Source organism: Bradyrhizobium sp. S3.2.6 (assembly GCF_040546885.1).
GTDB lineage: Bacteria > Pseudomonadota > Alphaproteobacteria > Rhizobiales > Xanthobacteraceae > Bradyrhizobium > Bradyrhizobium cytisi.
Genome location: NZ_JBEPOS010000001.1, coordinates 307,875 through 328,917, shown reverse-complemented (window position 1 = coordinate 328,917; position 21,043 = coordinate 307,875). Strand labels below are relative to the sequence as shown.

Below are 21,043 nucleotides of genomic sequence, written 5' to 3'. Positions count from 1 at the left end.
CGATTGACTTAATCGTGCACGGTCAGAACAGGCTTGCTGACGAGCCCGAAGCTGCGCAATTGCCCGAGCAGCTCGTGATGGCCGAACGCCTGGCAGCCGGAGGCGAACCCCACGCGCTTCGGAGGCTGCTGCAGCAGGTGCGCCGCGGCATAGGCCTGCAACATGCCGGTCTGCTTGTAGTTGCTGTTGCCGTAGATGACGCAGTGCGCGCGCCCCAACGGGCCGGAGGCATGCACCGAATCCAGCGACTTGTTGACGCGCGGGTTCTCGCGCGGCGGCATGGTGTTCATCACACCGGCGGCGGTCTGCGCCAACGCGGCGTAGCGGTCGTCGGGGTTCATGTCCTTGGTCGCTTCCAGCGCGGCGGCGACGATCTGCGGCACGGCCAGCATCAGCCCGCGGTTGAACACGCCGCCCAGCACCTTCACGTTGGCCACGCGCGGATCGCGCTTGAACCACACCGGGTGCGAGGTGCCGCCCCAGGGCAGCGCCAGCGCCAGCTCGTGCTGGCCGGGGATAGCGAGGGTGGAGAGGCCGGCATCGGGCTGGTGCTCGACGTACTTGTTTTGCTCCAGGTAGTAGGCCTTGGCCATCGCGGCGTTGACCAGGATGGTCTGCGTCGATGCGATGGTCGGGCTGCCACCCCAGAACACGGCGATATCAAGCGTGTCGAGGCCGGGCGTCTCCAGGCACAGCTGCGCGGCGATCTCGCCGGTGGTGTACATCTGCGCGATGCCTGGCGCCAACAGCAGCCCGGCATTGGCGAACTTCGCGCCCCACTCCTGCTTGAGCGTGATCAGCCAGTCCTGCTCGCCGGTGGTGTCGCTGTAATGACACTTGGAAGCCAAGCAAGCCTGCACCACTTCGCCACCGAACTTGGCGAAGGGGCCCACGGTGTTGAGCACCACCGAGGCGCCCTTGAACAATTCAGTCAGCGCGGCCACGGTGTGCGGCACCTTAACCACCTCGTAGTCGGCGGTCTCGATGCCGGCCACATTCGACTTCATCGCGGCGTTGAGCTTCTCAGCGCTGCGGCCGGCGGCGATGAAGGGGATGTTGTACTCGCGTAAGTATTCGCAGACCAGCCGGCCGGTGTAGCCGGAAGCGCCATAGACGATGACGGGCTTCTTCTCGCTCATTGCGATCCTCCAAATTGCTTGTTGTCGGCCTTGTTGTCACATGCCCATGCCGCCATCGACCGGCAGTCCGATGCCGGTGATGAAGCGCGCCTCGTTCGAGCACAGGAACACCGCGGCATCGCCAATGTCCGAGACCTCTGCGAGCCGGCCGAGTGGGGTTTGCTCGACCACCGAGCCGACCGCAGCGTTGACGTCAGCCGCGAGTCCTACCTTGACGATGTCGTTGGCGAGCTGCATGCCCATGTCGGTCGGTATCAGGCCCGGATAGATGCAGTTCACGCGCACGCCGAAGCCGAGCTTGCCGGCTTCCATCGCTCCGACCCGCGTCATGCGGTCGACCGCGGATTTGGTGCCCGAATAGACCGCGATGCCGGGAAAGGCGATCGTCGCCGCAACCGAGGCGATGTTGACGACGGCGCCGCCCTTGCCGGCCGGCCCGCCCGGGCGCATGGCACGGAAGGCGTGCTTCATGCCGAGCACGGTGCCGACGATATTGACGTCGCACATCCGCCGCGCGTCCTCGGCCTTGACCTCGGAGATCAGCGACGTGATCTCGATGCCGGCATTGTTGATCAGGATGTCGTAGCCACCGAGGGTTGCGACCGTCTTGGCGATCGCCCGCTCCCATTGGGCGTCATCGGTGACGTCGAGCTGGACGAATCCCGTCGTCACGTCTTCCTTCGCGACTGCAGCCGCGCTGGCACGGCCGGTCTCTTCCAGGATATCGGCGATCATGATCGAGGCGCCGGCTCGCGCCAACGCCTGTGCGATGGCCGCGCCGATTCCGCGGGCACCTCCGGTGACCAGGGCTTTCCTGCCTGCAAGGCTCTTCCCACTCATGACGCACTCCTCCGTTGCTGGTGATTGATCGATGCGTGCTGCGCCAATCGGCGCGCACCAGGTCGCTGGGTGCCAAGCCTTTCGGCGACACCCAGCGAAGCGTTCCTCCATGGTCGGATGTCTTGACGACTGTCCAAATTCTTGGTGCGAACCTCCGCCAGAAGCTTGACACTTGTCAAGAACGAATTTGACAGTTGTCAAAGGAAGTGGTTGTGAGGGGATGGAGCATTCCGCGGTCGGCGCGGTATAAGTCCTTGAAAGAACGGGACTGAGGATAAGGACAAGATGGCGCGGCAGGTGACGGGAGCGGCCCGGCGTGTGGCTGATGCGGCCGAGGTGCTGCGCGACGAGAAGTTCAATGCACGGCGCATCGAGCTTGCCGAGGCCGCGCTCGAAACGCTTGGAGAGCTCGGCTTCGCACGCACCAGCCTGCGCGAAATCGCGCAGAACTCGGCGTTCACGCACGGCGTGTTCCACTATTATTTCAGCGACAAGCTCGACCTGATCTGCTGCTGCGTCCGCCACTACAAGGCGAAGTGCGTGACGCGATATGATGATGTCGTCGCAACAGCAACGAGCCGCGACGAATTGACGGAAGGTTTCCTCGCCAAGCTCGCCGCAACCCTGCAGAACGAAGCCCGTATGCACCGCCTCTGGTACGACCTGCGCTCGCAGGCGATGTTCGAGGCGGCGTTTCGCAAGGACGTGCTCGAGATCGACAAGAGCCTGGAAGCGATGATCTGGCGCATCGCCTCCCGCTATGCCGAGCTCGGCGGCAAGCGGCCGGCGTCGTCGCCAGCCGCGCTCTATGCACTGTTCGACGGTCTATTCCAGAGTGCTCTGCTCAAGCACCTCGCGGGTGACAAGACGGCGATGCCCGAACTGCTCGACGAAGTCCGGCACCTGCTGCCGACGGTCTGCTGAAGCGCACGGGCGGCGCCGGTGATGTTTCCGCGTCGTCATTGCGAGCGCAGCGAAGCAATCCAGAATCTTTCCGCGGAGGGACTCTGGATTGCTTCGCTGCGCTCGCAATGACGGCGTTGAGACAGCTACGCGCTCGATGACGAGCGATTACGCCGCGGTCGCCGGCGGCAGCGCCAGCACCGAGTAGATCGCCTGGGCATCGCGCGAGGCGCGGAGCTTCTTGGCGATGTCCTGGTCGCGCAGCAGGCGGGCGATGCGGGCGAGCGCCTTGAGATGATCGGCGCCGGCGCCTTCGGGGGCGAGCAGCAGGAAGACGAGGTCGACCGGCTGGCCGTCCATCGCCTCGAAATCGATCGGGCGATCGAGCCGGGCGAACAGGCCGAAAATCTTTTCCAGCTTGGGCAGCTTGCCGTGGGGAATGGCGACGCCGTAACCGACCGCGGTGGTGCCGAGCTTCTCGCGCTGGAGCAGCACCTCGAACACGGAGCGCTCGTTCTGGCCGGTCAGCTCCGCTGCCCTGGCTGCGAGCTCCTGGAGCGCCTGCTTCTTGCTGTTGACCTTCAATGCCGGAAGTATCGCCTCGGGCGCGACCAGATCGGTAATCGGCATGGAAGTGTTCCGAGGTGAATTAAACCGTCAGGTTCCGAATTGGCCGGCTCGATCAGATCGAGCCCGGCCGGCGTCAAGAAGGTGAAGCAGGAGGCGGACTTAGCCCCGATCCTGATGTTGGGGCGCTTCTACTCCAACGCAATCCCGGTGCCAACTCCCGCGTGCGGCTTTGCCCTGCTCATTGTTAAGGGCTGTGGTTGATACGGGACTCCTAGCCGCCCGATTTGGCGCCCGGGGGGTCGATCCAGCCGACATTGCCGTCGGCCCGGCGGTAGATGATGTTCACCCGGCCCGAGGAACCGTGCTGGAATACCAGGCAGGGTGCCCCGCTGAGGTCGAGTTCCATGACGGCTTCGCTGACCGACATCTGCTTCAGCGACGTCGTGGCCTCGGCGATGATCACCGGGCTGTAGCCGGTGACCTCGTCGTCGTCCTCCCCCTCGCCCGGCGCCTCGAGCACGTAAGCAGTCGCGTCGAGCGCAGCCAGCGCCGCGGAAGCGACATGGGTCTTGCGGGCCGAACGGTCCTTGAGCCGGCTCTTGTAGCGCTTGAGCCGCTTCTCGATCATGATCAGAGCCTGGTCGGCGCTGGCATAGGCGTCCGGCGCGTTCGATTCGGCCTCCAGCGTAATTCCCGAATCGAGATGCAGCGCGCAATCGGTCCGGAAGCCGAAGCCATCCTTGCTCAGGGTGATGTGGCCGGAATAATTGCCGTCGAAATATTTACGCAGGACCTCATCGGTCCGGTCGGTCACGCGGCCGCGCAGGGCCTCGCCAACGCTGACGCTCTTGCCCGAAATCCGAAGAGTCATGTGATGCCTCGCTTGGTTTGACGCCGAGCTGCCATGACTGCGTCATCGCAGCTCGGGTTGTTCCCTGCGCATGATCTGGCCGGAAAACCGCCGGACACTTTTCCGGATCATGCGCGTGCTTGGATCGGTCGCGACAGGGAGGATGAGAGTAGCGCGATTTCGCGCCAGCGCAATCAGGCCGGTTCGGTGTTGCGGGAGCGATCGGACATTGCGGTGGAAAGGACGTTACCAAGAGCGCTCTGCTTGTCACGACGGCGTTGCACCGAGGACGGAATGCGCATGGCTTCGCGGTACTTCGCGACCGTGCGGCGGGCAATATCAATGCCCGAGGCGCGCAAGCGTTCCACGATGGTATCATCCGACAGGATCGCGGCCGGTAGCTCCGAATCGATCAGCTGCTTGATGTGGTGACGCACGGCTTCGGCCGAATGCGCCTCGCCGCCGTCGGCCGAGGCGATCGACGCCGTGAAGAAATATTTCAACTCGAATGTGCCGCGATTTGTCGCCATGTATTTGTTGGCGGTGACGCGCGACACCGTGGATTCATGCATCTGGATGGCGTCGGCGACGGCCTTCAGATTCAGCGGCCGCAGATGCGCGACACCGTGCGTGAAGAAGCCGTCCTGCTGGCGCACGATCTCGGTTGCAACCTTCAGGATGGTACGGGCGCGCTGGTCGAGCGCGCGCACCAGCCAGGTCGCGTTCTGCAGCGCGTCGGTGAAATACGACTTGTCGCCGTCCTTGCCTTTTTTCTTCGAGAGCTCGGAATAATAGGTCTGGTTCACCAGCACGCGCGGCAAGGTGTCGCTGTTGAGCTCGACATGCCAGCCACCGTCCGGACCCGGGCGGACATAAACGTCCGGCACCATGGTCTGCAGCCGCGCCGAGCCGAACTTCATGCCGGGCTTGGGATTGAGGCGGCGAATTTCGCCGATCATATCGGCGATGTCCTCGTCGTCGACGCCGCAAACCTTGCGCAGACCTGCGATGTCGCGCTTGGCAAGGAGATCGAGATGCTCGACCAGCGCCTGCATCGCGGGATCGTAGCGGTCGAGCTCGCGGAGCTGGATCGCCAGGCATTCGCTCAAGTTGCGCGCGCAGACGCCGGGCGGATCGAATTTTTGCAGCACGGCAAGAACGCCGTCGACGTCGGCTTGCGACGCGCCAAGCCGTTCGGCGGCTTGCCCGAGATCGCCCGGCAGATAGCCGGCCTCGTCGACGAGGTCGATCAAATACTGCCCGATCATGCGCTGCGCCGCACCGGTGAAGGCAACCGAGAGCTGCTCGGCAAGATGGTCGCCCAGCGTGGTTTCCGCCGCGACGAAGGCCTCGAGATTGTAGTCCTCGTCGCCGGAGGCGCCGCCGCCCCATTCCGTGTAGGTGGTCGGCGCGACGTCCTGGGCGTTGCGCGCCGCCGTCTCGGCGGGCTCCTCCGAGAAGACGTTGTCCAGGCCCGTGTCCAGGGTCTGCTCGATCTCGGCGCGGGTGCCGAGATCCTTGCTCATCCATTCTTCCTGGCCCGGCTCGAAGGCGTTGCCGCTGCCGCCAAAACCGTCATCAGCACCCTGGCTGCCTGAATCATCGCCATCGTTGTCGCTGAACTGGCCGGCCTCGGCCGGGGCTTCGCCGCCGGGGGCCTCGTCATTGGCCCGCTCCAGCAGGGGATTACGCTCGAGCTCCTCCTCCACGAAGGTGGTGAGATCGAGATTGGACAATTGCAGCAGCTTGATCGCCTGCATCAGCTGCGGCGTCATGACCAGCGACTGCGATTGCCGGAACTCTAATCTCTGCGTAAGCGCCATCTAACAAGAACCGTTCCCAAAAAATTGGTCCAATTCTTGCTTATCTTAGTCCTGGCCCGATGTACACGCCTTGACGAAATGGAAAAAAGGGCTAGAGGCGGAACTCCTCGCCAAGGTAAAGGCGACGAACATCCGGATCGGCGACGATCTCGTCCGGGCTCCCCTCCGTCAGGATTTCACCGGCATAGACGATATAGGCGCGGTCCGTGAGGCCGAGCGTCTCGCGCACATTGTGGTCGGTGATGAGCACGCCGATGCCGCGATTGGTGAGATGGCGAACCAGGTCCTGAATGTCACCGACCGCAATCGGATCGATGCCGGCGAAGGGCTCGTCGAGCAGCATGTAGTTCGGACGCGTCGCGAGCGCGCGCGCGATCTCGACGCGGCGGCGCTCACCGCCGGACAGCGCGATCGACGGCGATTTCCGCAGCCGCGTGATGTTGAACTCGTCGAGCAGGGAGTCGAGCTGCTGCTCGCGCTTCTTGCGCGAGGGCTCGACCACTTCGAGCACGGCGCGGATGTTCTGCTCGACGGTGAGGCCGCGGAAGATCGAGGCTTCCTGCGGCAGATAGCCGATGCCGAGCCGCGCGCGCTGATACATCGGCAGCTTGGTGACGTCGTGACCGTCGAGCTCGATCGCGCCGCGATCGGCCTTGATCAGCCCGGTGATCATGTAGAACACGGTGGTCTTGCCGGCGCCGTTCGGGCCAAGCAGGCCGACCGCTTCGCCGCGCCGCACATAGATGCTGACGCCGCGCACGACCTGGCGGCTGCCGAAACTCTTTTCCACGCTATGCACAGCCAGGAAACCCGGCCGCTTCAGGAGTTGCGGTCCGCTTGTGCCGTTGGACTTTGCAGTGGGCCTGGCGCTGGATTTGGCTTTGGGCGGTTGAGCGGCCGGCTGACGCGTCCGCGGCCGGGCCTCAACGCCATAAGGGTCCGAGGCCTGCATGGGCTGGTCACGGGCAATCGGCGGCGCGTCCCGCACCGGGCTCGCCACCAGGCCCCCGACGCTGTCACCGAGCGCGGTAATGTCCTGACGGGCAAATCCTGGCCGGCCGCGCTTGGCGGGGCGCCGACGGAACATGCTGAATAGATCGACCATCCCCGCCTTCTTTACGGATCCTGCGCGGTGCTCGCGCGGTCTGCCGCGCCGGCCGCTTGCTTCGCCGACGCAGCATGAGTGTAGGGATGTCTCATGCCCAGTGAAACACGCCCGAAAAGCGGCGGACCCCGCTTAGAAAGCCCTGCGCGCTAGATACAGCCTCGCCGGGCAAGCTTCAACCTCGGATCGGCCGCACCTGGGCCAAGCTCTTGAATTTACTTTTGTTTACCTGAACCGGGCAACTGCAAGGGCGAGCCCGCGCCCGGGGCTACCGGCGTTCCGCATTTGCCGTTCGCGCCGCCCTGGGACTGGATGAACAGGCCCTGCACCTTGCCGCTGTCGGATTCCACCCGGGAGACGCCGGTGGTCATGTCGACCATGAGGCGGTCGCCGCGCAGCACGTTCTGGCACTGCGTCAGCACGACGCCGCCGAGCATGGTGATGAGGTTGGTCTTGGTGTCGAACACCGCGGTCTCGCCGGTCACCACCTGGTCCTTCTGGGTGACGACGACGCTGCCGCGCGCTTCCAGCCGCTTGATCGAGGAGGCGCCGCCCGGCCCCGGTGTCGCCGATTGCATCGGCGCCGCCTTCTGGCCTTTTGCAGAAGCGGATTGGGCCGGCGCAGCCTGCGGCGCGGCGGCCTTGTCGCTGCTCGATTCGTAGAACACCACCAGCGTCTTCGAGGTCATGGTGGTGTCGCCCTGCACGACCTTCACATTGCCGGCGAAGGTCGCTTCCTTCTTCTTGTCGCGCATCTCAAGCGAGGCGGCCTCGATCTGGATCGGCTGATCGCGGTTCTGCGAAAAGCCCTGCATCGCATTGGGCACGCCTTGCATCGTGCTTTGCGCGAGGGCTGCACCGGCCGCAATCAGTGCAGCGCCGCCAAGCGCGATCGCGGCGACGATGGCGCGACGCCTGCTGTCGTTGCGCGAAAAAAAATCAGTCATGAAAATCACTTTGAGTTCGCAGATTTGTTCTTGGACTTCACAGGCGCTGGCGCGGGCTGCTCGACCGGCGCGGGCGCCGCGTCATCCGTGCTGATCTTGTCCAGATGCATCACGACATTGCCTTCGAAGCGGATGACGTCGCCGCCCTCCGTGATGCGCAGCCGGTCGGCGGTCAGCGTGCCGTTGGTCAGCTTGACGTCGACGTGGTCATCGGAGGAGACCGTGCCCTTGTTCATGTCGACGAAAGCCGAGTTCAACCGCGCCTCGTAGCCGGTCGAGGTGCGCAGGAAGATGTCCTTGTGCAGATCGAGCTGCTGCTGCTTGTTGTCGAAGCGACCGGTGCGGGCATCCAGAAACAGGGTCGACTGGTCTTCCATCAGCACCTTTGCCTTGAGGTCATTGAGATCGACGTGGTCGGGATCCGTGATGTCCTGCGTCGCGGTCTTGGCCCAGAGCTCGTAGGGCCGCTGGTCCGGTGTGAAGCCGGACAAATGCGGCGATTCCATCGTGATCCTGGTGCCGGTCACCACCATGTTTCCGGAATCGACCTTCACGGGGATCATGGTGAAGGGGTTGAGGAAGGTCGAGACCGCGACGATCGAGGCCATGGCCAGAACCACGGTCACCGGCACCGCGATGCGCAGAAACCGCACCAGGCGGCTGTGGCGCGCCGCGCGGGCAAACTTCGCCGCAAGCGCGGCGTCGTAGGTTGGAAACTGGGCCGAGTTCACCGCTGCTCCGGGGGCATCGCTTGCCTGGTCAGAAGGCTCCAATCGAGGGCGCCCCATTGTACCCGCGACCTCAGGAATATGCAGCCTTTGGAATAGGCAGCCTTGGGCATACCAGCTTTGGACAGGCCGTTACGAAAGTGTCCGAAACGGGGCGGCAGCCTCAGCCTGGGTGCCGCTAAACGGCTCAGGAGTGCGCGAAAATGTCCTCTTCCGCCCAGCCCTGGAGGTCGAGCAGGGCGCGGGTCGGCAGGAAGTCGAAACAGGCCTTGGCCAGCGCGGTGCGGCCCTCCCGGACCAGCATGGCGTCGAGCCGCTCCCGCAGGGCGTGCAGGTGCAGCACGTCCGAGGCAGCGTAGGCAAGCTGCGGCTCGCTCAGGCTGTCGGAACCCCAGTCGCTGGACTGCTGCTGCTTGGAGAGGTCGATATTGAGCACCTCGCGCACGAGGTCCTTGAGGCCATGGCGGTCGGTATAGGTGCGGGTCAGGCGGGAGGCGATCTTGGTGCAGTAGATCGGCCCGGTCATCACACCGAGGCTCTGGTACAGCACCGCGACGTCGAACCGGGCGAAATGGAAGATCTTCGTGATGGCGGGATTGGCCAGCAGGGCCTTCAGGTTCGGCGCGTCGGTGTGGCCCTTGGGGATCTGCACCACGTCGGCGCTGCCGTCGCCGGGCGAGAGCTGGACCACGCAGAGCCGGTCGCGGTGCGGGTTCAACCCCATGGTCTCGGTGTCGATCGCCACCGCGCCGGTGTAGCGGGTGAGGTCAGGCAGGTCGCCGCGATGCAGGCGTACGGTCATGGCGTTTCAAACCCTCAATCGAATCGGCGCTAGATCAAATTAATGCCTGAAGCGGCAACTGGCGAGGGCCGGTCGGACCGGAGATCCGCCAGCAGCCTTGCGCGCCGCGATGTAGCTGCTGGCCACGGTCGGCGCAAGCATCGGGGCCGTATTTCAACCGGCCGGCGCGCGTTCGGCGGCCGAGACGCAGAGCCGTCCGGTCCGGAACACCACGTCACGCTGCGAGGACAATGTCTCGCAGCGATCGACGACGTAATCGATGCCGTGCCCCGCGGCATAGGCCAATCGTGCGGCGTGGGACTCCAGCGCCTCCGTCTCGGTCATGCGCTCGTGCCAGATCGGGTAGTAGGACGGCGTCCACATCGCGGCGGCGCCGCGCTTCTGGTCGACCCAGATGCGGCGATGCGCCACGAATTCGAAGATCGTCACTCGCGCGAGCGCGAGGTCCCCGGGATGCGCCGTCGTGGTTTCCGCGCGATGGGATAGCGGCAGGAAGATCGCATCGGTCCGTGTCGCAGCGCGCGCCCAATTGCCGACGTCCTGCCACTCACCGACCGCATCGTTGAAGAGGCGGTTAACGGCGACGTTCTGCCAGACCGCAAGCGGCCATAGCACCAGACCCGCCAGCGCCAACGCCGCATAGCCGAACCGGCGATGCGAGGCGGGCGCGTCGTCCGTCACGCCCGCGGCCAGGATCACGCCCACAACCAGCGGAACGACGAGCGCGATTGCGATGCCGTTGATGCCAAGGCAGAGCACCATCAGGCACCCCGGGAGGAAGGCGATCGCACGGTCACGGCTCAGCCAGTTGGTCGCGAGCGCCGCCATGGCAAGTCCGGCCAACAGATAGATCTGCGTCCCAGACCGCAGCAGCTGAAGATTGAGAATGAGATTCGCACCGGAGACAAATGGAATGACGATACCGACCGCATAGACCAGGAGCGCGCCGAGATAGGCCGCCCACAACGCGCGCGCCCGGGCGCCGAACCACGCCAACGCGGCGGCGCCGGCGGCGATCACCGCGACCATCACGAGGATGCTGTCGAGATCGACCGCCGCGATCAGCGAATGGCCGGCATAATATTCACGGAGATAGGCCGGATAGTCGAAACCGGGCGGCTTGCCGAACTCGGGATTGCCGAGCACGGCATGCAAGACCGGATAGGCAACGGGGAGCGAGATCACGAGCCCGGCGAGGGTCCGCCAGCAGACGGTCCGCAGCGTCGTCTCGCCTCGAAGCATCGAGGTGACCGCGACGAGAACCAGCAGCGGCGCCAGCCAGACGGCAACGAAGGCATTGACGAAGAACGTGACACCGCAGGCAATGGCCGCCGACGTGAACCATCCTCGCGCCGCGAAATAGATTGCGAGCAGGACGGTGCCGTTGGCGATCTCGGAATGCGTGAAATAGTTCACGAACAGTCCGCCCATGCCGGCCCGGCCGTAACCGTCGAGGAACGCGATCGCGCACAGGATCAGGCTGAAGGCGATCTTGTCGCGCCGCGTGACGACGCCGAGCAGCGAGGCGCAGCACAGGAACCCGACGAAAGACAACAGGCGCGACAGATAATTCAGGACGAAGAACAGCACTTCCGTCTGCCCCACGTCCTTCTGGGTGTCGTTCAGCAGGATCCAGACGCCGGAGGCGAAATAGCGCAGGGACTGGATGAAGGCGTCATCGTGAAACTGCGGCTCGTTGCCGAGCCCGGCGACGATCGGAAGATGGAACAGGTTGTTCCAGATGCCGAAGGCGAAGCCGGTGCGCAGCAGGGACACCACGGCCGCGAACGCCGCAATCACCAGCGTATCCACGATCGCAGGCGAGAGCGCCCGCAAGCCCTTCCGGCTCGCGGTACCCAGGCTCGATATCGCCAGGCTCATCAGATCGCCGCCAGCATGATGCAGACCATCGCCGCCACGGTGGTGCGGCTCGCGCCGTCCCGGAAGGCGTAGATGATGGGATCGTCGGGCATCTCGCGGCGATGCGCGATCATCAGGGCGCGGCCGAACCAGTAGAGCAGCAGGGGCGCGAGCAGCCACAGCAGCCGGGGACGGCTGTAGAGCGGCGTCACCGCGGAGGACGAGACGTAGAGCGCGAACACCGTCACCGCATTCATCGCGCTCGCGGCCGCCATCGCGGCGATGATGTGCAGATCGCTGATGCGGTAGTCGCGGTTGGAGGGATCGGCGAGGCCCTCGCCATGGCGCATGCTGAGCTCGCTGAAGCGCTTGATCAGCGCGAGCGAGGTGAACACGAACAGCGAGAACACCATCAGCCATTCCGACAGCATGACACCGGCCGCGACCGCGCCCGCGCCGATGCGCAAGGAGTAGAGGCCGGCGAGCGTGACGACATCGACCAGCATCTTGCGCTTGAGCACAAGCGAATAGGCGATGGTGGTGGCAAGGTAGGCGGCGAGCACGCCGAGGAAGGTCAAGGAGATGCAGAGGCTGGCGGCGAAGGCAAACAGCCACAGCGCGGGGATCGCCGATAGCGCCGAGGAGATCGGCAAGTCGCCCGCCGCGAGCGCGCGATGGCGCTTGGTCGGATGCTCGCGGTCGGCGGCGAGGTCGAGCAGATCGTTCATCAGATAGGCGCCCGACGCACAGGCCGAGAACGCCAGGAACGCCAGCAGCGTGGTGCCGAGCGTGGCAAGGTTCAGCTGATGCGCCGTGATGACAGGCACGAACACCAGCGTGTTCTTGGCATACTGATAGACCCGCAGCGCCTTCGCCCAGGTATTCAGGCTCGCGCGGCCGCGGCTTCGATGCGCGATGCGCTCGATCGCGGCGCGATCGAACGGCAGATCGTCGCCCGCAGCAAGATCGACGGGCGTAACGACGCCGTCAAAACCGAGATGCGCGGCGATGCCCGTGGCGTGCTCGGCGAAGCGGCCGGCGACCAGGAAAATCTTGGCGCCGCGCGCCCGCGCCGCCAGCGCCTGGTTCAGCACGTCGGCATCGTAGGGAAGCTGGGCGTAGTCGAGCTCGGCGCGCGCCAGAATATCCGTGAGCGCCGCCATGCCGGCGCGCCCCCCCGCACCGAAGCGGGCCAGCATGCGCGCGGGACTCGAGAACAGCGCCTCCATCAGCAGCTCCGAGCGCAACAGGGCGCCCTCGAGATCGATGACGAGGGTGCGCCCGGGCCCAGCAATGGCCTGCGGCGCGGCCTCGCTCCGATCGTACTGCCTGACGGGCTGCTCCATCCGAAAACGCTCTGACTGCCCGCGACACGGCCGGCCCAAGGGCTGGGGAGGCCGGGGAGCAGGAAAATGGACGGCCGCGAGCCTAGGGAGCATTCGCTAAGGGCGGCTTAATTCGACCGGCCGAACGGCGGCCGAGAGGGTCCGCCGCCAGGCTGTGTTGCCGGGATCCCACAATCCGGCGTGCGCGCGATATACCAGCGGAACTTGAGGCCGGTGCCCGTGGAAATCGCGCTTGCCCACCCTATCTGAGCCCAGCTTCTCACACGCATCAGGTGCCATGACAGACCAGACGCTCGCCGCGCCGATCGACGATCAACAGCAACGCCAGCGCGGCTTTTCGCGCTACCAGTCGCTCCTCGTGGCATTGCTCGCGTTCGCCCAGTTCACGATCATCCTCGATTTCATCATCATGTCGCCGCTCGGCGCCATCCTGATGCCCTCGCTCGACATCACCGCCGGGCAATTCGGCGTCGCGGTGTCGGCCTATGCGTTCAGCGCCGGACTCTCCGGCATCCTCGCCGCCGGCTTTGCCGACCGGTTCGATCGCAAGCGGCTGCTGCTGTTCTTCTATGTCGGCTTCACGCTCGGAACGCTGCTCTGCGCGCTGGCGCAGACCTACCACGTGCTGCTGCTCGGCCGGGTCGTGACCGGATTGTTTGGCGGCGTGATCGGCTCGATCGTGCTGGCCATCGTCACCGATCTGTTTCCGCTGCATTTGCGCGGCCGCGTGATGGGATTCGTGCAGACGGCGTTCGCCGCGAGCCAGGTGCTGGGCGTTCCGGCCGGACTGTTTCTCGCCAGTCACTGGAGCTGGCATGTCTGCTTCTTTGCGATCATCGCCCTGTCGATCCTGGCGATCGCCGTCATCGCCTTCGCCATGGAGCCGGTCGACGCGCACCTGAAGCTGAAGCAGGACAAGAACCCGTTCCACCATCTGGTCGCGACCATCGGCGAGCCGCGCTACACGCTGGCCTTCGCGGTCACGACATTGCTGGCGACCGGCGGCTACATGCTGATGCCGTATTCCAGCGCCTTCACCGTGAACAATATCGGCATCGACATCGTGCATCTGCCGACGATCTATCTGGTCTCCGGCCTGTTCAGCATCGTCACGGGACCGCTGGTCGGCCGCGCCAGCGACGCCTTCGGCAAATATCCGACCTTCGTGTTCGGCTGCGCGATGACCGTCGTCATGGTGCTGATCTACACCCATCTCGGCCACGTCTCGCTGGTGACCGCGATCATCGTCAACGTGCTGCTGTTCGTCGGCATCTTCTCGCGCATGATCCCGTCGCAGGCGCTGATATCGGCGATCCCCGATCAGAGCCAACGCGGCTCGTTCAGCGCGGTCAGCGCCTCGCTCCAGCAGTTCTCCGGCGGGCTCGGCTCGGTGCTCGCGGCCGCGATCATCTCGCAACAGCCGGATGGTTCGCTGCTGCATTTCGAGCGGATCGGCTATGTCGTCGTCACCACGACGATCATCACGCTGGCCGCGATGTATTTTGTGCAGAAGGCGGTGGTGGAAAGGGCGGGGCGGAGCGTGGTCTGAGGGCACTGGAGGAGAAGCAGCATGGCGATACGAGCGGGCTCGGGCAACGCCCATGAAAACCTTGCCACAAGGCTGGTTGCGCTAGACGCCGCGATCGCACGCGGGCTCGACGACGCCGAGACGGGTCGGGTAAAGCCGATTTCTGAGGTTTTTGACCGACTGGAGGCGGAATTTACCGGCAACGTCGACCAGACGTGATCCGTAAACGGGACCAAAAGACTAGATTTTCTACGAGGTGGCGCTGCCGAATAACGGTCGCACCGACTTAAAGTGGTGCCCAGGAAAGGACCGGATTGCGACCATCGAGAAAGCCCGAATTTGCTGGGATTTTCAGCCGTCCGGTAGGAACCGGCGTTGTGTACCGTTTTCAAGCCGGTTCGAGCCGCGCCAGGAGTACGATGTGACGGAACAGTTTGAAGCTAAGGCCGCAGAAGGGGGTCCGCCGCGACGGATCGATATTGAGCTATTTATTGTGCACCCAACGTTGGAGCCCACAGACATTAGCACCGCGCTTGGGTTGGACGCGCACTTTGGTCATCGTGTTGGAGAGCCCAGGAAGACCCCGAAGGGCACTCTCCTCCAGGGAAATTACCACGATACGCGATGGAGACACTGCTTCCGGTGCAGTCTCGTGGATCAATGGTATGCCGCAGAGGTGACGAGATTTGTCGATAGACTTGAGCCTCACAAGACGTTTTTCGCCGACCTCAAATCGACGGGCGGCACAGCGCAGGTAATCATCCAGTTTTTTGGCGACGGATACTTGGGTGACGAGCTACCCGTGGCCACTCTGGCGAAGCTGGTCGACCTTGAGCTGGCCCTTGCGATCGAATGTTTCGCCGACCCACAGTCGTGACCGGGTCAACCCTGTCGAGAGGATCGCTGTCCATGACCCGCAATTTGGATGACGAAGCGACGAGACTAACGGAGTTGCTTCGAGGAAAAGTCGTAAAGGTGATGTGGCGTCACCGGCCAAAAGAGATCGGGATTGAGTTCAATGACGGGACACGCCTGTTTGTTGACGCGGTCGATGACGGGCTGGATCTCTCTGTCACCGGAGGCGACGAGTTCGATGAGACTTAAACCGCTGTCACGGCTGATTCCGCATCGATGACACCACCGTGAAACACCCCAATCCAAGGAAGCATCGATTGGTTCGGCGGCTCCAGTGGAATCCCGATCGCGCGGGCATCATGTGGATGCTGGCGTCAGCAATTATCGCTACGACCATTTTTGCGGCGGTTGTAATTTACTATCCTTTCTTACCACAGCGGAACGCTGGTGCGGGCTTTGGACCCGACTGGGATTGCACCCCTCACCCCAGCGGCGAACCCACATGCATCAAGAAAATCGGCCGCTGAAAGTGAAGTTTCGATGAGGCTTGAACCCAGCCGTCGCGAGCCCTCGCTTTAATCGTTCAATCGAAAAGCAAAGCAATTCCGCTGGGACCAAATTCTTGAACGCTTGGCGATGCTACGAGCGCTGCTTCCAAACTAGGGGATCGCGACTCGTATGAAACACCGCAATGACATAGACCGCATCGTGCGTCTCACGAAATACGAGAATGTAAGGGAAGCGGCGTAGCAAAGCGCGGCGTGTGTTCTTGAGAGCCGGCGGAAACTGCTTCGGATTCTCCGCGATCCGCATCAGCGCTGTGCGCAAGGCCTCACGAAATTGCGGCACGACCTGCGGAGCGTGGGTGTCGTACCAACGGACGGCCTCGGCGAGGTCCGCCCTCGCCGCAAGCGTAAAAAGAATCTTGGCCACTTATCGGGACCGGCGGTCAAGCTCGGTGTCGATATCCTCCCAGGGGATCGCTTCGCGACGGTCCGCGTCAAACGTCGCAAGCCGACGGTCGAGCTCGGTCACCTGCGCCGCGGTCAACGTCACGTCGGCAGCGGAGAGACTGTCCCAGAGCTCGCCGATGAGGTCGAGCCGTTCCTTGGGCGTCAAGCGACTGATGTCGAGTGTTGCCATAGTCTCGAATCCTTTGGCCCTTTTGCCAACGAAATCACAATCCGCACGGAACCGTCGAGACCAATATCGTTATCGCCGCGATGAACGGAAAGAGCCGGCTCCGATGACTTTAGGACGATTCCGCAACATTATTGCGGACCAAGCTGCCGCCGGCACCCGCGACGGGTGAGCGCCTACCAACCTTCGGACTGCACCTTGGGGGTATCCAAAGAAAAAAGCTGGTGCCCAGGAAAGGACTCGAACCTTCACGGCCGTTAAGCCACTGGCACCTGAAGCCAGCGCGTCTACCAATTCCACCACCTGGGCATGCCGTTTGGGGCACGGAGGCGGTTACTACGGTTCAGTGACGCTGTTGTCAATTCATGGTTCGGCTTGCCGATTGCGCATTGCAAACCGGGCCGATACAAGCCTGACAACACTCTGCTCTTCCGCAGGAATGGACCCCGGGAATAGATCTCATGGCATCGAATCTGGAAACTCTCGTCACGGTTTTCGGCGGATCGGGGTTTTTGGGCCGGAATGTCGTCCGCGCGCTGTGCAAGCGGGATTACCGGATCCGGGTCGCGGTGCGGCGGCCGGAACTGGCCGGGTACCTCCAGCCCTCCGGCAAGGTCGGCCAGGTCCACACCATCCAGGCCAATCTGCGCTATCCGGCCTCGGTCGAGGCGGCGGTGCGCGATTCGGATGTCGTGATCAATCTGGTCGGCATCCTCACCGAGGGCGGCGGGCAGACCTTTGACGCCGTCCAGGCTAAGGGCGCCGAGACCGTCGCCAAGGCGGCAGCCGCCGTCGGCGCAAGGCTGATCCACGTCTCCGCGATCGGCGCCGATGCCGAATCGCCCTCGCGCTATGCCAGGGCCAAGGCCGCCGGCGAGGCGGCGGTGACGGCTGCCGTGCCGTCGGCCACGATCTTCCGCCCCTCCGTGATGTTCGGCCCCGAGGACCAGTTCACCAACCGCTTTGCGGCGCTGGCGCGGATCTCGCCGGTGCTGCCGCTGATCGGCGGGAGCACCCGGATGCAGCCGGTCTATGTCGGCGACGTCGCCACAGCGATTGCCGATGCCGTCGACGGCAAGGCCAAGGCGGGCGCCACCTACGAGCTCGGCGGGCCGGAGGTGCTGACCATGCGCGAGATCATCGAGGCCATCGTCGCCATTGCCGATCGCAAGCCGATGCTGGTGCCGCTGTCGTTCGGCCTCGCCCGCTTCCAGGCCAACTTCCTGCAATTTGCGCCTGGGGCCTTCAAGCTGACGCCGGACCAGGTCACGCTGCTCGAGCGCGACAACGTCGTGTCGGATGCGGCCAAGGCTGCCGGCCTGACGCTGGAAGGCCTCGGCATCACCCCCGATTCGCTGGAAGCGATCGCCCCGCAATATCTCTGGCGCTTCCGCGCCGCCGGCCAGTTCCAGCGCAAGAGCGTGTGAGCCTTCCGCGCCGTCATGGCCGGGCTTGACCCGGCCATCCACGTCTTTGTTAACGCGGATGCTAAGAACGTGGATGCCCGGCACAAGGCCGGGCATGACGAGCTTGTGGCGCGAGCTGCAGCAGCCTCAAAACTTCAGCTTCTTGAACACGGCCTCCGGCAGCGTCTTGATGATGAACATCACGAGACGCCATTTGCCGCTGACATAGACGACATCGGTCTTCTTCTCGACCGCGCCCAGGATCGCATCGCCGACGACAGGCGCATCGACGGTGAGCGGGCCGATCAGCTTCATGCCTTCCGTCATTTTTGTCCGGACGAAACCGGGCTTTACGGTGACGACATGCACGCCGCCGCGGCTGGCGCGGGCGCGCAGGCCGGACAGGAAAGCCGAGAAGCCGGCTTTGGCCGAGCCGTAGACATAGTTCGAGGCGCGGCCGCGATCGCCTGCCACCGACGACACGCCGACAATCGTGCCATTGCCGCGGCCTAAGAATTTTTCGGCGAACAGGCCGAGGATCAGCGACGGTCCCTCGTAGTTCGAGCGCATGATCGTGGTGGCGTGCGCGAGATCTCTCTCGGCATCTTGCTGGACGCCGAGGAGGCCGATGATCGAGACGACGACATCAGGCAACACGGGAAGGCCGGCGACAAAGCCATCGAATGATCCCGTGTCGAGCACGTCGAATCTCCACGTGCTCGCTTCGATGCTGTAGCGCGCGCGCAGATCCGCGGCGTCGGGCTCCAGCGCGGCAATTTCGCGGCCGGCGAGGCCGACATCGTATCCCGCCTTGGCAAAGGCGCGTGCCGCGGCGCGGCCGATATCGGAGGAGGCACCGAGCACCAGAACGGTCTTGCGTGATGTCACGGCTTAAACCTCATCGAACAGGCGTTGTGAAAGTCTGGAGCGAATGTTTTTGGCGGGATCGAGCGATCTGCGGATCGCGTTGAAGCGCGACAGCGCGGGATAGCCGGCCTCGAACGTCGCACGCGACTGCCGCGCATCCTTGGCGAGATAAAGCCGCCCGCTGGCGGCGACGACGAGACGGTCGATCTCGTCGAGGAAGTTCAGGATGTCGCCCTTCATCGGGAAATCCAGCGCCAGCGTGTAGCCGGGCAGCGGAAACGACAGCAGGCCGTCGCCGTGACTGAGCTTCTTCAGCACCGCGAGGAACGAGGCATCGCCGCGCTTCGAGACACGATCGAGGATCTCGCCGAGAGTGGCGCGCGCGCCAGCTTCCGGGATCACGCATTGATGCTGGAGGAAGCCGCGCCGTCCGTAGATGCGATTCCAGTCAGCGATGCTGTCGAGCGGAAAGAAATACGGATAGAGCGAGACCACATGGTCGCCGCCGGCGCGCCTTGCGCCCATGCGGTAGTAGAGCTCGTTGAAGGCACGGACGCTCAAGCGGTTGAGCGTCATCGACGGCAGATCGAAGGGCACGGCGAGGTGGGGATTTTTGCCGATTGGAAAGCGATCGGCGTCCTCAGTAAGCTCGTCGGCGCGGGCGTGCTCACCGAGATAGATCAACGAGCGGCCGAGATCGCGCCCTCGCGCCACGCAATCGATCCATGCCACCGAATAGGTCGCGGACTCGCTCGCCTCGAGCGCGCGCATCGCGGCGTCGAGATCGGATGCGGATATCACCCGCTCGCGGATCCAGCCGGTCTCGACGGGACGCAGCCGCATCGTGGCTTCGAGGATGATTCCTGTGAGGCCCATGCCGCCGACGGTCGCGAAGAAGGCATCGGAATTTTGCTCGCGCGAGATCTCGGTCGTCTCGCCCGCCCCGGTGCGCAGCAGAATGCTGTCGACATAGCGGCCAAATCCGCCCTCGCCATGATGATTCTTGCCATGCACGTCGGCCGCGATGGCGCCGCCGACCGATACGAATCGCGTGCCCGGCACCACGAACGGCAGGAAGCCGCGCGGGCCAAAGGTGTCGATCAGGTCGGACAGCAGCACGCCGGCTTCGAGCCGGATGCGGCCAGTTGCCGGATCGAACCACCTGACCCGGTCGAACCCGGTCATCCCGATCGTCCTGACGGCGCCGATCGCGGCATCGCCATAGGCGCGGCCATTGCCCCTGGCCACGGAGCCGGTCACAGCGACAGCCGCACCCACGGCCTCGAACGACCGCGGCCGCAGCACTTCGCTATCGACGACCGGGAAGCGCCCCCAGCCGCTGACGAGGGTCATCATTCAGCTCCGCCTGCGGGCCATCCCGCTCCGGACACTGCCTACCGGTCAAAAGCTGATATTGCGTTGAGGCTTGTCAGCAGATTGTCAAAGGTTAATGGCCGAGCGCCAGTGCGATCAGTCCGAGTGTGCCGACGATGACGCGCCACCAGGCGAACACCACGAAGCCGTGGCGGGTGACGTATCCGAGGAACGCCTTCACCACGATGACCGCGGTGATGAACGACACCACGAAGCCGATCGCGACGATGCCCATGTGGTCCATCGTCATCTCGGAGCGGTTCTTGTAGAAATCGTAGGCGAACGCGCCGATCATGGTGGGGATGGCGAGGAAGAACGAGAACTCCGCCGCCGCCCGCTTGTCGGCACCCAAAAACATCGCGGCGACGATGCTGGCACCGGAGCGCGACACGCCCGGGATCATCGCAACGCACTGGGCGATGCCGATATAGAGATACATCAGCAGCGGAAACCTGGTGGCGTCATGCTCGCGCGCCTTGAGATCGAGCCGATCGACCCACAACAGGATGGCGCCGCCAACGATCAGCGAGAAGCACACGACCCAGGGGTTGAACAGCATGCTCTTGATGTATTTGCCGGCGATGAGACCGACGATCACCGCAGGCAGGAACGCCACCAGCACGCCGATCACGAAGCGGCGCGCATAGGCATCACCCGTGAACATGCCGATCGCGACGTCCCACAATTTCTTGAAGTAGAGCACGACGATCGCAAGGATCGCGCCGAGCTGGATCAAAACCGTAAACGAATCCCAGAAGGCGCCCTCGCCAAGGCCGAAGAAGCGCTCCGCAAGCAGCAGGTGCCCGGTCGAGGAAACAGGAAGGAACTCGGTCACACCCTCGATGATGCCGAGGATCACTGCCCGTATTGCATCTGACATATTTACGGTCCATTTCCGCTGGAAAAGCGGGGCTCTTCTCGCCCATTCGCCCCTTTCCCGCAATCGCAAAATGCGGCATC

22 protein-coding genes and 1 tRNA gene are annotated in these 21,043 nt (G+C 64.0%); 6 read left to right on the top strand and 17 right to left on the bottom strand.

The window, feature by feature from the left end; all coding sequences use genetic code 11:
- Nucleotides 1-8: 8 nt before the first annotated feature.
- Nucleotides 9-1,139: a DUF5938 domain-containing protein gene (locus ABID58_RS01610; protein WP_354031286.1), complete on the bottom strand. Its 1,131-nt coding sequence runs from the start codon at nt 1,137-1,139 to the stop codon at nt 9-11.
- Between the two features lie 36 nt (nt 1,140-1,175).
- Complete coding sequence (locus ABID58_RS01605) at nt 1,176-1,979, bottom strand: SDR family NAD(P)-dependent oxidoreductase (RefSeq protein WP_354031285.1); 804 nt, start codon at nt 1,977-1,979, stop codon at nt 1,176-1,178.
- A gap of 285 nt (nt 1,980-2,264) precedes the next feature.
- On the opposite strand from ABID58_RS01605, the gene ABID58_RS01600 reads away from it, so the two are divergent.
- On the top strand, nt 2,265-2,903 hold the full coding sequence (locus ABID58_RS01600; protein WP_354031284.1) for a TetR/AcrR family transcriptional regulator: 639 nt from the start codon (nt 2,265-2,267) through the stop codon (nt 2,901-2,903).
- 147 nt (nt 2,904-3,050) lie between these two features.
- On the opposite strand, the gene ptsN is transcribed toward ABID58_RS01600, so the two are convergent.
- The 9 genes from ptsN to ABID58_RS01555 form a co-directional block, all read right to left on the bottom strand.
- Nucleotides 3,051-3,512 carry a PTS IIA-like nitrogen regulatory protein PtsN gene (gene ptsN / locus ABID58_RS01595; protein ID WP_014438750.1) on the bottom strand — a complete coding sequence of 154 codons (462 nt, stop codon included), beginning with the start codon at nt 3,510-3,512 and terminating at the stop codon, nt 3,051-3,053.
- A gap of 211 nt (nt 3,513-3,723) precedes the next feature.
- A complete protein-coding gene (hpf, locus tag ABID58_RS01590; RefSeq protein ID WP_354031283.1) occupies nt 3,724-4,323 on the bottom strand; it encodes a ribosome hibernation-promoting factor, HPF/YfiA family in 600 nt (199 codons plus the stop codon).
- A gap of 173 nt (nt 4,324-4,496) precedes the next feature.
- Entirely contained in the window at nt 4,497-6,125 is a 1,629-nt protein-coding gene (gene rpoN, locus ABID58_RS01585) for an RNA polymerase factor sigma-54 (RefSeq protein ID WP_354031282.1), read from the bottom strand.
- A gap of 91 nt (nt 6,126-6,216) precedes the next feature.
- Complete coding sequence (lptB, locus tag ABID58_RS01580) at nt 6,217-7,230, bottom strand: LPS export ABC transporter ATP-binding protein (protein WP_354031281.1); 1,014 nt, start codon at nt 7,228-7,230, stop codon at nt 6,217-6,219.
- 215 nt (nt 7,231-7,445) lie between these two features.
- Nucleotides 7,446-8,177 carry an LptA/OstA family protein gene (locus ABID58_RS01575; protein ID WP_354031280.1) on the bottom strand — a complete coding sequence of 244 codons (732 nt, stop codon included), beginning with the start codon at nt 8,175-8,177 and terminating at the stop codon, nt 7,446-7,448.
- A 5-nt stretch (nt 8,178-8,182) separates the two neighbouring features.
- A complete protein-coding gene (lptC, locus tag ABID58_RS01570) occupies nt 8,183-8,908 on the bottom strand; it encodes an LPS export ABC transporter periplasmic protein LptC (protein ID WP_354031279.1) in 726 nt (241 codons plus the stop codon).
- 184 nt (nt 8,909-9,092) lie between these two features.
- The gene (locus ABID58_RS01565; protein ID WP_148749038.1) at nt 9,093-9,707 is read right to left on the bottom strand and encodes a ribonuclease D; all 615 of its coding nucleotides are present in this window, start codon (nt 9,705-9,707) and stop codon (nt 9,093-9,095) included.
- A 153-nt stretch (nt 9,708-9,860) separates the two neighbouring features.
- Nucleotides 9,861-11,588: a hypothetical protein gene (locus ABID58_RS01560; RefSeq protein WP_354031278.1), complete on the bottom strand. Its 1,728-nt coding sequence runs from the start codon at nt 11,586-11,588 to the stop codon at nt 9,861-9,863.
- Nucleotides 11,588-12,913: a UbiA family prenyltransferase gene (locus tag ABID58_RS01555; RefSeq protein ID WP_354031277.1), complete on the bottom strand. Its 1,326-nt coding sequence runs from the start codon at nt 12,911-12,913 to the stop codon at nt 11,588-11,590. The genes ABID58_RS01560 and ABID58_RS01555 overlap by 1 nt, the downstream gene beginning before the upstream one ends.
- A 277-nt stretch (nt 12,914-13,190) precedes the next feature.
- Here ABID58_RS01555 and ABID58_RS01550 point away from each other — a divergent pair, with 277 nt between their 5' ends.
- The 4 genes from ABID58_RS01550 to ABID58_RS01535 all read left to right on the top strand — a co-directional run bounded on the left by ABID58_RS01550 (nt 13,191) and on the right by ABID58_RS01535 (nt 15,545).
- Nucleotides 13,191-14,462 carry an MFS transporter gene (locus ABID58_RS01550; protein ID WP_354031276.1) on the top strand — a complete coding sequence of 424 codons (1,272 nt, stop codon included), beginning with the start codon at nt 13,191-13,193 and terminating at the stop codon, nt 14,460-14,462.
- Nucleotides 14,463-14,483: 21 nt separating this feature from the next.
- A complete protein-coding gene (locus ABID58_RS01545; protein ID WP_502916369.1) occupies nt 14,484-14,660 on the top strand; it encodes a hypothetical protein in 177 nt (58 codons plus the stop codon).
- A 433-nt stretch (nt 14,661-15,093) separates the two neighbouring features.
- On the top strand, nt 15,094-15,318 hold the full coding sequence (locus ABID58_RS01540) for a hypothetical protein (RefSeq protein WP_354031275.1): 225 nt from the start codon (nt 15,094-15,096) through the stop codon (nt 15,316-15,318).
- A gap of 32 nt (nt 15,319-15,350) precedes the next feature.
- A complete protein-coding gene (locus ABID58_RS01535; RefSeq protein ID WP_354031274.1) occupies nt 15,351-15,545 on the top strand; it encodes a hypothetical protein in 195 nt (64 codons plus the stop codon).
- A 390-nt stretch (nt 15,546-15,935) separates the two neighbouring features.
- On the opposite strand, the gene ABID58_RS01530 is transcribed toward ABID58_RS01535, so the two are convergent.
- The 3 genes from ABID58_RS01530 to ABID58_RS01520 all read right to left on the bottom strand — a co-directional run bounded on the left by ABID58_RS01530 (nt 15,936) and on the right by ABID58_RS01520 (nt 16,745).
- Nucleotides 15,936-16,229, bottom strand: a complete 294-nt coding sequence (locus ABID58_RS01530; RefSeq protein ID WP_354031273.1) for a type II toxin-antitoxin system RelE/ParE family toxin — start codon at nt 16,227-16,229, stop codon at nt 15,936-15,938.
- Nucleotides 16,230-16,439, bottom strand: a complete 210-nt coding sequence (locus ABID58_RS01525) for an addiction module protein (protein WP_354031272.1) — start codon at nt 16,437-16,439, stop codon at nt 16,230-16,232.
- 219 nt (nt 16,440-16,658) lie between these two features.
- Nucleotides 16,659-16,745 (bottom strand) — tRNA-Leu (locus tag ABID58_RS01520).
- A gap of 152 nt (nt 16,746-16,897) precedes the next feature.
- Between ABID58_RS01520 and ABID58_RS01515 the strand changes: the two genes are divergently transcribed.
- Nucleotides 16,898-17,863, top strand: a complete 966-nt coding sequence (locus ABID58_RS01515) for a complex I NDUFA9 subunit family protein (protein ID WP_354031271.1) — start codon at nt 16,898-16,900, stop codon at nt 17,861-17,863.
- 126 nt (nt 17,864-17,989) lie between these two features.
- Here ABID58_RS01515 and ABID58_RS01510 read toward each other — a convergent pair whose 3' ends face one another.
- The 3 genes from ABID58_RS01510 to ABID58_RS01500 form a co-directional block, all read right to left on the bottom strand.
- Complete coding sequence (locus ABID58_RS01510; protein WP_354031270.1) at nt 17,990-18,730, bottom strand: SDR family oxidoreductase; 741 nt, start codon at nt 18,728-18,730, stop codon at nt 17,990-17,992.
- A 3-nt stretch (nt 18,731-18,733) separates the two neighbouring features.
- Nucleotides 18,734-20,062, bottom strand: coding sequence for an FAD-binding oxidoreductase (locus ABID58_RS01505; protein WP_354031662.1), 1,329 nt, complete (start codon nt 20,060-20,062; stop codon nt 18,734-18,736).
- 94 nt (nt 20,063-20,156) lie between these two features.
- Nucleotides 20,157-20,963, bottom strand: a complete 807-nt coding sequence (locus tag ABID58_RS01500; RefSeq protein ID WP_148749047.1) for an undecaprenyl-diphosphate phosphatase — start codon at nt 20,961-20,963, stop codon at nt 20,157-20,159.
- Nucleotides 20,964-21,043 lie beyond the last annotated feature (80 nt).

Coding starts and splice junctions, on each gene's coding strand:
- ABID58_RS01560 (WP_354031278.1), bottom strand. CDS start 11,588: ATGAGCCTGGCGATATCGAGCCTGGGTACCGCGAGCCGGAAGGGCTTG.
- ABID58_RS01600 (WP_354031284.1), top strand. CDS start 2,265: ATGGCGCGGCAGGTGACGGGAGCGGCCCGGCGTGTGGCTGATGCGGCC.
- lptB (WP_354031281.1), bottom strand. CDS start 7,230: ATGGTCGATCTATTCAGCATGTTCCGTCGGCGCCCCGCCAAGCGCGGC.
- ABID58_RS01605 (WP_354031285.1), bottom strand. CDS start 1,979: ATGAGTGGGAAGAGCCTTGCAGGCAGGAAAGCCCTGGTCACCGGAGGT.
- ABID58_RS01515 (WP_354031271.1), top strand. CDS start 16,898: ATGGCATCGAATCTGGAAACTCTCGTCACGGTTTTCGGCGGATCGGGG.
- ABID58_RS01575 (WP_354031280.1), bottom strand. CDS start 8,177: ATGACTGATTTTTTTTCGCGCAACGACAGCAGGCGTCGCGCCATCGTC.
- ABID58_RS01555 (WP_354031277.1), bottom strand. CDS start 12,913: ATGGAGCAGCCCGTCAGGCAGTACGATCGGAGCGAGGCCGCGCCGCAG.
- ptsN (WP_014438750.1), bottom strand. CDS start 3,512: ATGCCGATTACCGATCTGGTCGCGCCCGAGGCGATACTTCCGGCATTG.
- hpf (WP_354031283.1), bottom strand. CDS start 4,323: ATGACTCTTCGGATTTCGGGCAAGAGCGTCAGCGTTGGCGAGGCCCTG.
- ABID58_RS01525 (WP_354031272.1), bottom strand. CDS start 16,439: ATGGCAACACTCGACATCAGTCGCTTGACGCCCAAGGAACGGCTCGAC.
- ABID58_RS01610 (WP_354031286.1), bottom strand. CDS start 1,139: ATGAGCGAGAAGAAGCCCGTCATCGTCTATGGCGCTTCCGGCTACACC.
- ABID58_RS01505 (WP_354031662.1), bottom strand. CDS start 20,062: ATGACCCTCGTCAGCGGCTGGGGGCGCTTCCCGGTCGTCGATAGCGAA.
- ABID58_RS01500 (WP_148749047.1), bottom strand. CDS start 20,963: ATGTCAGATGCAATACGGGCAGTGATCCTCGGCATCATCGAGGGTGTG.
- rpoN (WP_354031282.1), bottom strand. CDS start 6,125: ATGGCGCTTACGCAGAGATTAGAGTTCCGGCAATCGCAGTCGCTGGTC.
- ABID58_RS01535 (WP_354031274.1), top strand. CDS start 15,351: ATGACCCGCAATTTGGATGACGAAGCGACGAGACTAACGGAGTTGCTT.
- ABID58_RS01550 (WP_354031276.1), top strand. CDS start 13,191: ATGACAGACCAGACGCTCGCCGCGCCGATCGACGATCAACAGCAACGC.
- ABID58_RS01565 (WP_148749038.1), bottom strand. CDS start 9,707: ATGACCGTACGCCTGCATCGCGGCGACCTGCCTGACCTCACCCGCTAC.
- ABID58_RS01545 (WP_502916369.1), top strand. CDS start 14,484: ATGGCGATACGAGCGGGCTCGGGCAACGCCCATGAAAACCTTGCCACA.